The sequence below is a fragment of the Vibrio sp. CJQ_6 genome (genome assembly GCF_043106745.1).
Taxonomy (GTDB): Bacteria; Pseudomonadota; Gammaproteobacteria; order Enterobacterales; family Vibrionaceae; genus Vibrio; species Vibrio furnissii.
Genome location: NZ_JBICMV010000021.1, coordinates 399,389 through 412,814, shown reverse-complemented (window position 1 = coordinate 412,814; position 13,426 = coordinate 399,389). Strand labels below are relative to the sequence as shown.

11 protein-coding genes are annotated in these 13,426 nt (G+C 52.2%); 5 read left to right on the top strand and 6 right to left on the bottom strand.

The features are described 5' to 3' along the window. Positions 1-26: 26 nt before the first annotated feature. Positions 27-836 carry a transporter substrate-binding domain-containing protein gene (locus ACF8PK_RS12685; RefSeq protein ID WP_004727051.1) on the bottom strand — a complete coding sequence of 270 codons (810 nt, stop codon included), beginning with the start codon at positions 834-836 and terminating at the stop codon, positions 27-29. Between the two features lie 182 nt (positions 837-1,018). Next, entirely contained in the window at positions 1,019-2,248 is a 1,230-nt protein-coding gene (locus ACF8PK_RS12680) for a trans-sulfuration enzyme family protein (protein ID WP_392441627.1), read from the bottom strand. Between the two features lie 151 nt (positions 2,249-2,399). Between ACF8PK_RS12680 and ACF8PK_RS12675 the strand changes: the two genes are divergently transcribed. Continuing rightward, positions 2,400-2,867, top strand: coding sequence for an Lrp/AsnC family transcriptional regulator (locus ACF8PK_RS12675; protein WP_143679923.1), 468 nt, complete (start codon positions 2,400-2,402; stop codon positions 2,865-2,867). 71 nt (positions 2,868-2,938) lie between these two features. On the opposite strand, the gene speB is transcribed toward ACF8PK_RS12675, so the two are convergent. From speB to ACF8PK_RS12660, 3 genes are all read right to left on the bottom strand, one after another. Beyond that, positions 2,939-3,865 carry an agmatinase gene (gene speB, locus ACF8PK_RS12670; RefSeq protein ID WP_004727054.1) on the bottom strand — a complete coding sequence of 309 codons (927 nt, stop codon included), beginning with the start codon at positions 3,863-3,865 and terminating at the stop codon, positions 2,939-2,941. Beyond that, positions 3,866-5,776, bottom strand: a complete 1,911-nt coding sequence (gene speA / locus ACF8PK_RS12665; RefSeq protein ID WP_392441624.1) for an arginine decarboxylase — start codon at positions 5,774-5,776, stop codon at positions 3,866-3,868. Positions 5,777-5,954: 178 nt separating this feature from the next. Then, a complete protein-coding gene (locus ACF8PK_RS12660) occupies positions 5,955-6,800 on the bottom strand; it encodes a TPR end-of-group domain-containing protein (protein WP_275138717.1) in 846 nt (281 codons plus the stop codon). 305 nt (positions 6,801-7,105) lie between these two features. On the opposite strand from ACF8PK_RS12660, the gene proV reads away from it, so the two are divergent. From proV to ACF8PK_RS12640, 4 genes are all read left to right on the top strand, one after another. After that, a complete protein-coding gene (gene proV, locus ACF8PK_RS12655) occupies positions 7,106-8,293 on the top strand; it encodes a glycine betaine/L-proline ABC transporter ATP-binding protein ProV (protein WP_392441826.1) in 1,188 nt (395 codons plus the stop codon). Positions 8,294-8,331: 38 nt separating this feature from the next. Then, on the top strand, positions 8,332-9,438 hold the full coding sequence (proW, locus tag ACF8PK_RS12650; protein ID WP_392441622.1) for a glycine betaine/L-proline ABC transporter permease ProW: 1,107 nt from the start codon (positions 8,332-8,334) through the stop codon (positions 9,436-9,438). Next, a complete protein-coding gene (proX, locus tag ACF8PK_RS12645; RefSeq protein ID WP_392441620.1) occupies positions 9,435-10,439 on the top strand; it encodes a glycine betaine/L-proline ABC transporter substrate-binding protein ProX in 1,005 nt (334 codons plus the stop codon). The genes proW and proX overlap by 4 nt, the downstream gene beginning before the upstream one ends. A 61-nt stretch (positions 10,440-10,500) precedes the next feature. Beyond that, positions 10,501-10,989 carry a MarR family winged helix-turn-helix transcriptional regulator gene (locus tag ACF8PK_RS12640; RefSeq protein ID WP_014257611.1) on the top strand — a complete coding sequence of 163 codons (489 nt, stop codon included), beginning with the start codon at positions 10,501-10,503 and terminating at the stop codon, positions 10,987-10,989. A 19-nt stretch (positions 10,990-11,008) separates the two neighbouring features. Here the strand turns inward: ACF8PK_RS12640 and ACF8PK_RS12635 are convergent, their stop codons facing one another. Next, positions 11,009-13,366, bottom strand: a complete 2,358-nt coding sequence (locus tag ACF8PK_RS12635) for a methyl-accepting chemotaxis protein (RefSeq protein ID WP_392441618.1) — start codon at positions 13,364-13,366, stop codon at positions 11,009-11,011. Positions 13,367-13,426 lie beyond the last annotated feature (60 nt).

Genomic DNA, 13,426 nt, shown 5'->3' with positions numbered 1-13,426 from the left:
GGTTATGGTCGATAATCGTCGTGCGATTATTGAACGTCTTTCAGCCAGCTGTCTGACTTAAACCATTTGTCGTACACGCGATCGTACGTGCCGTCGCCTTTGATTTGACGCAGGTAGTTGTCCAAGAAGTTGAGGAAGTTCGGATCGTTTTGACGAATCGCCCAACCCAGCGGTTCATAGGTGAACGGTTCAGCCAAGTGAACCACCTTGCCTTCGTTTTGCGCGCTGTAGATGGCGTTGTATGGGAAGTCGTAAACAAACGCATCCGCTTTGCCGTTCACCACTTGCAGCACGGCGTCTACTTCGGTGTCGTAAAGGTCAAGTTTCGCGTTCGGTACGTATTTTTTCGCCGCTTCGACGCCCGTTGTACCCAGTTTGGTCGCGATGGTGTATTTCGGATCGTTCAGGTCCTTGTAACTCTTCACCTTCCCTTCCAGTTTTGGCGACAACACAACAGACTGGCCAATCACAATGTAAGGCGTTGCGAAGTTCACTTTCAGGTTTCGTTCGGCAGTCACGGTCATGCCGCCCATGATGATGTCACATTTGCCCGTCAGCATGGCGGGAATGATGCCGTCCCACGCGGTGTTCACTGGGGTAAATTTCACGCCCATGGAACGCGCCATGTGCTTGCCTAAATCGATATCAAAGCCGATGTAGCGGCCATCTTTAGTCTTCATCTCAAACGGCATATAGCCAGCATCGAAACACACTTTCAGTTCACCGGTGTTCAGCACATTTTCCAACGCTGACTCAGACGCCATCGCTTGATTGGCACCCAGTAATGAGCAAGCCACTGCCAGCCCCGCTGCCGTAGACTTCATGAAGTTTTTCATAGTATCCCTTATGTAAGAATTGTTATGTTGTCGTTCGTCCAATGACACATACGATGTTGTGTTACTGCATGTCACGCGCACGCGATTGACATCAGATCCTTACAGATAATGCGATACAATATGGCAACATTTCAACAACTTTTCGAATTTATCACTAATAATTTAGAATAAATATGCAACCATTACCTGAGAGCCAGTTCGAGATCCCGGATTAAATCTGTCGCGGATTCCAAGCCAATGGACAGCCTGACGATGCCTTGCCCAGCATCACGACAGAAATGTGCTTTTTGCTCCGGTGTAAATCGATAAGTCGATGCATCTAGATCATCAGTTCTCATCACCACCGCTAAACTGCGTTGATGACCCATGGAAAAAGCGTAATAAAACATCGCCGATTCGTTCGCAAAACGCTGCTCGATCAAATCGATGTCATCCACTTGGAATGCAATAATGCCGCCAAAATGATCCATTTGTTGTTGAGCCAGTGAAAATTGCGGATGTGAGGCCAACCCTGGATACAACACCCGAGTGACACGAGGATGATTTTCCAGCCACTGCGCGATGCATTGCGCCGTTTCACACACGGTTTGCATTCGCGGATACAGGGTTTCCATGCCCCGCATAATGAGCCATGCACTTTGCGCCGCCAACGTCGCCCCCAAGTAGATACCCGCCAACGATCGTATCTTTTGGATCAATAAGTTAGATCCCAGAACACACCCACCCAGCACATCGCCATGCCCATTGATGAACTTGGTCAGCGAATGAACCACGATGTCTGCGCCGAGGGTGAGTGGTCGAGTGATGACTGGCGTTGACAGGGTCGAATCGGCGCAAAGCAACACGCCGTGCGCTTGAAGCAGCGTCGCCAGCGCGGCGATGTCCGTCAGTCGCAACAATGGATTGCACGGCGTTTCAATGTGCACCAGTTTTGTGCTTTTTCGCAGCGCACGTTGCACAGTCTCAGTGCAAGTTGTATCCACCACCGACACCTCGATGCCATACAAAGGCAGGATTTGCGTCGCGAATTCATACACGCCCGCATAGCAAACATCGCTGATGATGAGGTGATCGCCCGCGCGCAGCAGAGACAAAAAGACCGCCGATATCGCCGCCATGCCCGTCGCGGTCGCCATGGCATCCTCGGCTTGTTCCAACACGGCCAAACGCTGCTCCAGCAAGCACACCGTGGGATTGGTCCACCCCGCATAGAGAAACGGCGCATCCGCCACATCCCCCACACCTTGAGCGGAGAACGCCCCGTGTGCCGGGTCAAACACATGGTTCACCGACATCACCACATTCGGCGCAATGGCTGCCGTTGATGGGTCCGCCGCGATCATCGCGTGAACAGCCTGCGTTTGCGGCGAACTGGATTGAAAGCGAGAAACTTGAGCCTCATTTTTGTGCATAATTACGCAACTCCATTTGTTAAATTTTAATTTAAACATTGAAGCTATTGTGGATTTCAATCACTCACAAAAATCAGCTATCCTAGCCCGCAGAATGCAGAAACTCCGCGTTTTCACGCGCGATTTGCGGCATAGCCGCGCAAGGATGATGATGACCCCGACACTGGATGCCTTTGACCATAAAATTCTAGAGCTGATGCAGCGCAATTGCCGGCTTGCCAGCGACCTGATTGCCGAGCACATTGGGCTCTCGCCATCGGCGGTGCAGCGGCGCATCAAACGGCTACGTGAAGTGGGCGTGATTCAAGCAGAGGTGGCGATTGTCGACCCGGCCGTCACGACCCACACCATGACCTTTCTTGCGGGGTTGGAAATCGACCGAGAGAACTACGCCGTATTGAGTCAATTTCGGCGCTGGGCGGAGCAACAACACCTGATCCAGCAGGTGTTTTATGTCACCGGTAGTGTCGACCTGATGCTGGTGATCACCGCGCCCAATGCCAAAGCTTACGATGGTTTTATGGAAGAGATCATGGCGCTTTACCCGCAGATCCGCCGCGTTACCACTAACGTGGTGCTAGATACGCCAAAGAGAAGCTTGTACGTGCCGCTGGGCTAAAGCCCGCGGCATTCAAATAGCATGCATAAAAAAACCGAGGCCATGGCCTCGGTTTTTCGTGGTGCTGAACGTTACTCAGCCGGTTTGTTGGATGCCCACACGTAGAGCAGTTCCAGTGCGATGGTCGCCCCTGCCAGAGAGGTCAGATCGCTCTGATCGTACGGCGGTGACACTTCCACCACGTCCATCCCCACCATGTTGATGCCTTTCAGGGCGCGAATGATCTTCAAGATTTTGTCTGAAGTCAGACCGCCACACACTGGCGTCCCCGTCCCCGGCGCAAACGCTGGGTCCAGACAGTCGATATCGAATGTCAGGTACACGGGCTTGTCACCCACGATGTGTTTGATTTGACCGACGATCTCATCCACCGACATATCGTTGGCTTGCATCGCGTTGATCACGTTAAAGCCGTGACCTTCTTGCTTGTATTCGGTACGAATGCCGACTTGCACCGAATGTTTTGGTGAAATCAGGCCTTCTTTCGGCGCATGATAGAACATGGTGCCGTGGTCGTACGCACTGCCGTTCGCGTAAGTATCGGTGTGGGCGTCAAAATGAATCAATGCCATTTCACCGTGATGTTTCGCGTAAGCACGCAGGATAGGCAGTGTGATGAAATGGTCACCGCCCAGCGCCAGCATGGTCTTGCCGCTTTTCAGGATCTCGTTGGTCGCCGCTTCCAAGCGATATGTGAAATCTTCTGCGTCACCACAGTCAAACACCAAATCCCCTGCATCCACCACATTGATGCGATTGAACAGGTTAAAATCCCACGGGAATTTTTTGCCTTCCCACGCGAGGTTCACCGACGCGCGACGAATCGCATCCGGCCCCATGCGTGCGCCAGGACGACCCGAGGTCGCCATGTCCAGCGGCACACCCAGCACCACGACATCAGCGTCAGTATCAATGGGGTTGCGTTCGTAAGGACGACGCACAAACGTCATCGCATTTGAATACAGTGAATAATCAGTTTTAGTAAACAAATCATTCATTTAGAAATCCTCTAGATAGGTATAACCGCTCAAACCTTGTTCTAGCTCAGCCAAAACAGTCGTTTGTTCTTCAGCCGCCACGCGCTGGCTCACCAGTTGGCGGTAATTCATGCGAATGGCGTCCACATCAATATGGACGTAACGCATCATGTCTTCGACTGTATCACCTTCGTTCACGAACGTCAGATCAGACTCGCCTTGGTCAGTGATGTTCACCACCACACTGTGAGTGTCGCCAAACAAGTTGTGCATGTCACCCAAAATTTCCTGATACGCCCCGACCAAGAAGAAGCCCATTAGGTAGGGTTGATCCGGCGTCCACGCAGGCACAGGCAACGTGGTTTCAATGCCTTGGCCTTCAACGTATTGCTCAACCGCACCGTCTGAGTCACAGGTGATATCGAGCATCACCGCGCGGCGATCTTCCACGTTTTCCAGTCCAGACAATGGCAGCACAGGGAACACTTGGTCGATGCCCCACGCATCTGGCAGCGACTGGAACAGCGAGAAGTTCACGAAGAACTTGTCAGCCAAGCGCTCTTGCAGCTCATCCAGAATCGGACGGTGGAAGCGGTTCTTGTTGCTCATTTTCAGACGCAAGTCGTGGTAAATACGCAGTGACAACTGCTCGACCCACGCACGGTGTTGCAGGTTGATCACACCTGTAGCAAACAGGTTGTGCGCTTCCGACAAATCGCTTTGCGTGTCGTTATAAATTTCAATCAATGCGCGCGCATCGGTGCCTTCATGCAGGTTTTCCCAGCTGCGCCACATGTTTTGCATCAGCAGCGGAGCATCCTCAGCTGGTGCTTCAATCGCTTCTGGCTTGTACGCTTCTGCCCCGATCACGTTGGTGATCAGCACCGCGTGGTGTGCAGTCAGCGAACGGCCCGATTCTGAAATAATGGTCGGCATCGGCTGGCTGTACAGATTACACATGTCGCCCACGGTGTTGACGATGTTGCGTGCGTATTCCAGCAACCCGTAGTTCATTGAGTTCGAGGATTGGCTACGTGTGCCGTCGTAATCGACCGCCAAGCCGCCGCCCACATCAAAGTACTGAATTTGTGCACCCAGCTCACGCAGCTCGCAGTAGAAACGTGCCGCTTCATTCACGCCGTTACGCACGTCGCGAATGTTCGCCATTTGCGATCCCAAGTGGAAGTGCACCAGTTGCAGCGCATCCAGCTGTTGTTCCGCTTTCAAACGTTCAATCACAGTCAGCACTTGAGACGCGGCCAAGCCAAATTTCGACTTTTCGCCACCGCTGGATTGCCATTTACCGGCGCCTTGCGAGGCCAGACGAATACGCAGTCCCAAACGCGGTTTCACGCCGAGACTCTTCGCTTCTTTCAGCACCAGATCCAGTTCAGACAGTTTCTCTAAAACGATAAAGACTTTGTGGCCGAGCTTTTCGCCGATCAGCGCCAAGCGCATATATTCGCGGTCTTTGTAACCGTTACACACGATCACCGAGCTCGCTTGTTGCGCCATCGCTAGCACAGCCAGCAGTTCAGGCTTACTGCCCGCTTCCAGACCCAATTGCTTGGTTTCCAGTTCAGCTTGGCTCGCCAGAATCTCATCCACGACTTCTTTTTGTTGGTTCACTTTGATGGGGTAAACCAACAGGTATTTGTTCGGGTAGTCATACTCTTCAATGGCCTGGTTAAAGGCATCACAGATGTTGTGCACGCGTTGGTGCAGGATCTGCGGAAAACGCACCAGCACCGGCAAATTCAAATTACGCGCTTCGAGCTGTTTTACAATCGAACTGAGTTGCGTGGGGTGTGCACCGTCTTTTCGCGGTGACACATACACTTCACCGTGATCATCGATGCCAAAGAAGCCCTGGCTCCAGTAATGAACGTTGTAATCAGCGCGAACGCTGTCTAATTTGGATTGTTGTTCCACATCATATCTCGCAAGAACAAAGAGAATGTAGTGGTTTCGAGGCTCGAAACCACGCCTGACACCCTTGATGTCACGCGCTTTATCGGTGAAAACCTAAGGTGTGTCTAATGATAATAATTTGTCGTTAGGACAAGTGTTGGTTATCACACATAAGTTTTCAAATTTCTGTGTAAACCATTCATTCTGTTTGTGAACCGCTGACCAAAAGATCGAATTTTTTATTCCCGTACAGCGATTCAAAATCCGCCTCATCGGCAAGCAAATCGCGCAGGGATGGGATGGTATCAATCGCGCGTTGGATGTCTTCCAGCGCTTGCTCTTCCGCCCCCAAGCGTGCATACGCACAAGCGCGCTGATACAAGGCTGGGCCGTTATTGTCATCCAGTTCGAGCACGCGGTTACACAGGCTCATCGCCCAGTGGTACTCTTTGATTTCCATCGCCGCATCCGCTTTGTAGGTCAGCGCTTCCAAGTCGCCCGGGCGAATCTTGAGAATTTCATCGTACACTTCGATGCGTTGATCGGCCGTTTGCACACTCTGTGCCCGTAACCACAAGTTGTGAATTTCGTTGATGATCTCAATTTCACGGTTGTTTTCAGAGATAATGCGTGTCTTGCGTTTTAAATCACGCTCTAACGCAACAAACTTCCGCTCGTACTCCACCGCGATTTTATTCAACCGCTTATCGGCCATTTCTCTGGTGTTGTGTTTCACTTCTCGCAGCGATTGCCACCCCACCAGCGCCACCAGCGAAGCCACGCCCGCGATAATGTAGAAGAAATAGGTGACGGTCACGTTGGCATAGTTCATCGATTTATCGGCAACTGTCAGTTCGCGGTCGGTGATTTGCACGATTAAACGGCGTTCCAGATCTTGCTGATCTTGACGCAGTGATTTGAGCTCATCGAGGATATAACGCTCCATCAACGGGCGATCAAGCACGGCGGTTTCAGAATAGGCAGGCGCCTTAGCCGGCGCAGATTGCTCCTTTGCTGCCCACACATTGGCAGCCACTATCGTCATCAAACATCCCACTACTAACCAAATTTTCTGCACGCATTGCTCCTTACACCTGTTTGAAACTACGAAGACGGCATTGTTGAACTCGTGTTGACCGTCACAATTAAAACCTATACGAAACATTCTAACTCAAATTAAATGTAAATTTTTTATAATTTAATTTAACCAATTAAATCAATAAGATAACTAAAATACGAACAATAAATCGCTGAAAGTCGCCTTGATAATTGCCAATTCAATGTTTAGTGTACTATACATATTTACAATTTATCGTCGCACACATTCGACGACAACAAAGGATGTAAATGATGTCAACAATGCTTGAAGTCAAGAACCTCTTTAAAGTGTTTGGAGAGACACCGGACGAGGCGTTTACTCTCATAGAACAGGGTTTAAATAAAGACCAGATATTTGAGCAAACGGGCCTAACCGTCGGGGTTAAGGACGTTTCCTTGTCAATCAACGAAGGGGAGATTTTCGTCATCATGGGCCTTTCCGGTTCGGGAAAATCGACCCTCGTGCGTCTGCTCAATCGCCTGATCGAACCCACCCGCGGCAGCGTGCTGCTCAAAGGCAAAGATATTGCCCATATCTCCGATACCAAACTGCGAGAAGTTCGTCGTCAAAACATTTCGATGGTATTTCAAAATTTCGCGTTGATGCCGCACATGACGGTGATTGAAAACGCCGCGTTTGGTTTGGAACTGGCGGGCGTGCCGGAGCAAACGCGTCACCAAGCCGCAAAAGCTGCGCTGGAACGCGTGGGGCTCGATGCCTATTGCGAATCCTACCCCGATGAACTGTCGGGCGGGATGAAGCAGCGGGTTGGGCTGGCGCGTGCGCTGACCAATGACCCAGACATTTTGTTGATGGACGAAGCATTTTCGGCCCTCGACCCGTTAATTCGAACCGAAATGCAAGATGAATTGATTCGCCTTCAAAACGATGACAAACGCACCATTGTGTTTATTTCCCACGATTTGGACGAAGCCATGCGCATCGGCGACCGGATTGCCATCATGCAAGATGGCGTGGTGGTGCAAGTGGGCACGCCAGATGAAATCCTGCATCAACCCGCCAATGATTACGTCAGTTCCTTCTTCCGCGGCGTGAATGTGGCCAGCGTGTTCTGCGCCAAAGACATTGCGCGCAAGAAACCGGCGGCAATGTTTAAAAAACACGACAACGACGGCCCCGCAGCAGCCATGCAGATGCTGCTCGACCACGATCGCGACTACGGCATCGTGGTCGACCGCGCCAACAAATACACCGGCATTGTCTCGCTCGAATCCCTGCAAGAGGCGAAACGCGAACAGCGCTCGCTCAGCAGCGCCCTGCTGCCTGACACCATCACCATTTCGCCTGAAATTTCGGTGGGTGATTTGATTGGTCAGGTGGCTGAAGTGCCTTATGCCGTGCCGGTGGTCGATGACAACGGACACTACTACGGCGTGATCACCAAAACGCGCTTGCTACAGACACTCGATCGCGAATAAACGCCACTCAGGACAATCTTGGTCAATAGGAAAGAATCATGACAACGGAAACCACAGTTTCAGCGGCACAGTCAGCCGACCCTTGGGGCGCTGCCACGCAAGCTGCAACCACCACTGATCCTTGGTCGACAGGCACCAGCGCTGCCGCCAGCAGCGATTGGCTCACGGCGGCCGCTCCCGCCGACACGCCTTTTGATTGGATGCACCCTTTTCAGGACGCCATTTTACCGTTCGACAGTTGGGTCGAAACCGCACTCAACTGGCTGGTGACGCACGGCCGCCCGCTGTTTCAGGCGATTCGCGTGCCAATCGATTTCATTCTCAGCTCATTTCAAACCGCGTTGGTCTCCACCCCTGCGCCCATCATGCTGCTGATCTTGTTTCTCATCGCTTGGCAACTGGCCGGGTCGCGCATGGGGATCGCGTCATTCTTATCGCTGATGGTGATTGGTCTGATTGGTGCGTGGGACCAAGCCATGGTCACGCTGGCGCTGGTTATGACATCGGTCTTCTTCTGCTTGCTGATCGGGATGCCGCTTGGGATCTGGCTGGCGCGCAGTGACACGGCGGCCAAAATCGTCAGGCCGATACTGGATGCAATGCAAACCACCCCAGCCTTCGTTTACTTGGTGCCTATCGTGATGCTGTTTGGTATCGGGAACGTGCCGGGCGTGGTGGTGACCATCATCTTCGCGCTGCCACCAATTGTGCGTTTGACCATTTTAGGCATTCAACAAGTGCCGGAAGAGCTGATTGAAGCAGGTCACGCGTTTGGCGCCAGCCCGAAACAGATGCTGTATCGCATTCAATTGCCACTGGCGATGCCCACCATTATGGCTGGCGTCAACCAAACCTTGATGCTGTCGCTGTCCATGGTGGTGATCGCCTCCATGATCGCCGTCGGCGGTTTGGGTCAAATGGTGCTGCGCGGCATTGGCCGACTCGACATGGGACTTGCCGCCGTGGGTGGCTTGGGCATCGTGATTTTGGCCATTTTGCTGGATCGCATCACCCAAACGATCGGCGCCAATAGCCGAGACAAGAAAACCCATTGGTATGAGAAAGGCCCTGCCTCACTCGCCTACCAACTGAAACTGAAGTTCACACACACCGAAGGTCAGAAAAAACTAGGAGAACAGAAATGAACGTAGCATGGAAGACAATGCTCACCACGGGACTTGTGGCCGGCACAACGCTCTCAGCCTCGGCTTGGGCGAAACTGCCGGGCGATGGCATTACAGTGCAACCGGTTCAGTCGACAGTGGCTGAAGAGACGTTCCAAACGCTGATTGTGAATAAAGCGATGGAAGCGCTCGGTTACACCGTACTGCCCACCAAAGAAGTGGATTACAACGTGGGTTACACCTCCATCAGTGAAGGCGACGCCACCTATCTTGCCGTGAACTGGGCGCCGCTGCACGAAGGCAAATACATTGCAGCGGGGGGTGATTCAAAGTTCTACCGTAAAGGCGATTACATTGCCGGGGCAGCGCAGGGCTACCTGATTGATAAAAAGACGGCCGATCAATACCACATCACCAACATTGAACAGTTGAAAGACCCCAAAATCGCCAAACTGTTTGATGCCAACAACGACGGCAAAGCCGATCTCACCGGCTGTAACCCAGGTTGGGGCTGTGAAAGCGTGGTGGAACACCAGATGGATGCGTTTGGTTTGCGTGACACAGTCACCCACAACCAAGGCAACTACGCGGCGATCATCGCCGACACCATTTCGCGTTACAAAAAAGGCGATTCAATTCTGTACTACACCTGGACACCGTATTGGGTAAGTGGCGTTTTGGTACCGGGGAAAGACGTGGTGTGGTTGGAAGTGCCTTTCTCATCGCTACCGGGCGATCGTAAAGACATCGACACCACACTACCGAACGGCAAAAACTACGGCTTCCAGATGAACTCGATGAAGATCGTGGCCAACAAGCAGTTTGCAGAGCAAAATCCAGCGGCTGCCAAATTGTTTGAAATCATGAAGCTCAACATCAACGATGTGAGTGCCGAAAACATGATGATGAGCCAAGGACACAATTCAGAGAAAGACATCGAAGCGCACGCGAACGGTTGGATCAAAGCACACCAGAAACTGTTTGATTCTTGGGTCGCCACTGCAAAACAAGCCGCCAAATAATAACAATGGCTCAGGCAGCGTGCTGACCGGCTCGCTGCCTCTATGCCTAATGGAGGATGACTTGGATATTCACGAGGAAGTATTAGTCTCAATTCGCCAAATTATTCGCGCCATCGATCTGCATTCTAAAAAGCTCAACAAAGATTATGGCCTAACCAGTCCGCAGTTACTGCTGATGAGGGCAATCAAAGCCGAACCCAGCATGACGATTCGCCAATTGTCGGTGACCACCAACATGAGTCAGGCAACCGCCACCAGCATTTTGGACCGACTGGAAAAACGAGAACTGGTGATTCGGGAACGCGACACGATCGACAAACGCAAAGTCCACGCGATGCTCACCGCGCGCGGGGAACACATTCTGTCTGAAGCGCCGCAGCTGCTGCAAGATGATTTTGTTCAGCGATTTCAATCGCTCGATGCGTGGGAGCAAACGTTGTTGCTGTCATCGCTGCAACGCCTCTCCCGCATGATGAATGCGCCGGAAGCAACCACCCGCGTCGAACCCTTATTGCTGGCGATTGACGCAGAGTCGTTGGATCTCTCCTAACCCGTTGGCGCTGCTCCAGTTAATCATCGCTGCGAACTTTCGCGCGTCTTGCGGTCGAGAAATCTTCCTTCGTCACTTGGAACAGGCTGGCGAATGATTGCAATCTCGTCCCCATTTTATTGATGTCTTCGCCAATCACCGCACTATCTTCAATCGCATGTTGAATCACATCAAACTGCTTGTCCATGTGCGAGAAATGGCTGGAGACCACATTCAGTTGTTGATCCTGTTCGCTGATCGCACCGCCAATTTTCTCCACATGCAGTGAAATGTTGGCAATCGCCTCTTCAATCTGATGCCACGTCTCCTGCGCCTGATTCACCCGTTCTGCGCAGGCGGTGGCTGATTCCAAACTGTCACTCATCACGTTTTCAACGCGCTGGGTACTGGTTCGAATCGCACCAATCAGTTCACTCACGCTGTCAGTCGAAGCGCGGGTTTTCACCGAGAGGTTACGCACTTCATCGGCCACCACCGCAAACCCGCGTCCCTGCTCGCCAGCGCGAGCTGCCTCAATCGCGGCGTTCAACGCCAGTAAGTTGGTTTGCTCTGCGATGTCGTTGATCACTACGATCACTTGGCGAATTTTCTCCGCATCGACGGTGAGGTTGCTCACCGCTTGTGCCACCAGCGATAGGTCGCTGCTCAGTTTGTCCATTTGCGACACCGTTTCGACCACCGATGCGCGACCGCTGCCCAGCACGGTGACTGTATTTCCGGACGCGTGTTGAATGCCTTCCAGCTCGCCACTCACCAAACGACTGATTTCCGCCGAATGCATCATCTGATCTTGCACCTGCTGCGACTGATGATGCATCGAGTTGGAGGCCTTGGTCAGTTTCACATTCACATCGTTCACGTCCTGCGACATCGGCTCCATGCGCGTGATGGAACCCAGCAACGTCGAAAAGGTATTGTCCAGATGATCAATGAACGCATTAAAGCTACGCGATAGCGCCGTGACTTCATCATTGCCTTTCTCTTCCAAGCGGTAGCGCAAATCGCCCGAACCAGAGCCCAGTTGTTTCACAGCTTCCAACATGCGATGCAGCGGCGCCAGAATGGAATGGGACATCAACCACCCAATGCCCAAACCAATCAAAATGGCGGGCACCAGCATGTACAGCACCGCATTTTTGATGTGTGTTTTCAATGTGGTCAAAAACGCCATCGCTTCCGCTTCATCAATTTCACTCAAGAGCACCCATTTCAGCCCGTGCAGCTCCAGCGGCGCGTACGCCGAAAGAACCGGAATATCGCGATAATCTCGAATCAACTCAAAACCAGTTTCGCCAGCCAGTGCTTTGTTGACCGCTGTGGAATCGACGGTTTGCAAGCCAATCGATGTTGAAAGCGCATCCATCTTCGCCAACGTCGCGCTGTCAGCGCCGAGCGTTTTCATCAGCGCGAGGTAACCGGCTTTGTCTTCAATGACAAAACGCGAGTTCGAACGCATGACTTTGTCGCTGCCGACTAAATAGGTTTCACCCGACGCGCCCAGCCCCGATTTTTTCCAATCTTGGTTGTGGGTCATGATGTTGTTAATCACATCCAGCGGCATCTGCATGATCAGCACGCCGACGGTTTGTCCGTTCTCACGAATGGGCGCGCTGACAAATGCTGCCTGCGCTTCGTAGGAAGGCGTGTAAGGTCTGAAGTCGGTGAAGAAGCTGCCGGAGGAGAGCTGCATCGCGCCGCGATACGCATCAGCCAAGCCGCTGTCTTTATAAGGGCCAGATTTGAGCGAGGTGGCAAAGTCGAGCTCTTTGTACGCGCTGTACACCACGAAACCGGTGTTGGCATCGACCAGAAACACATCGTAAAAACCAAAGTTTTTAATGAAGTCGGTGAAGAAAGGATGATAGGTTTGATGCAGGACATCATATTCGCCCCCCTGCTCACCGGTGGTGAGTTTGTCCTTGCTACCCAGCGGATTGGGGTTGAGGGCAATGTATTGGTTTTGCAGTGTTTTAGCGCGCTCAGAAATTTGGCCAAACAAACCATCCGCGTTGATGCGATCGACGGTGTTGATCTCTTGATAGCGAGCCGCAAACTCATTGCGGTAGTAGCCTTTCAGCGCGTCACTGGACGTGGTACTGAGCGGATAGTCCATAAACGCTTGGGTAAAGCCGACCACCGCATCCCGAACGCTCAAGTCATGAGACATATTCTGCGCCTGCGCATCCACCGTATCAAAATAGCGCTGAATCTGTGACGCGGTTTCATTGCGTGAGATCACCAATTTATCTCTGGCGGCTTTTGCCAGCGCTTTAGAAGCATCTTGGTACACTAACCAGCCCAGCGCCACACAACTGACCGCCGTGAAGCACGCCGCCACCACCACATAACTGATAAACATTTTGCTGCGTAATTTCATCCGCCCATCCCTTGAAAGAAAAAACCCTGCTAATGCTTAGGTTTAGTCTAATTCCCTTAC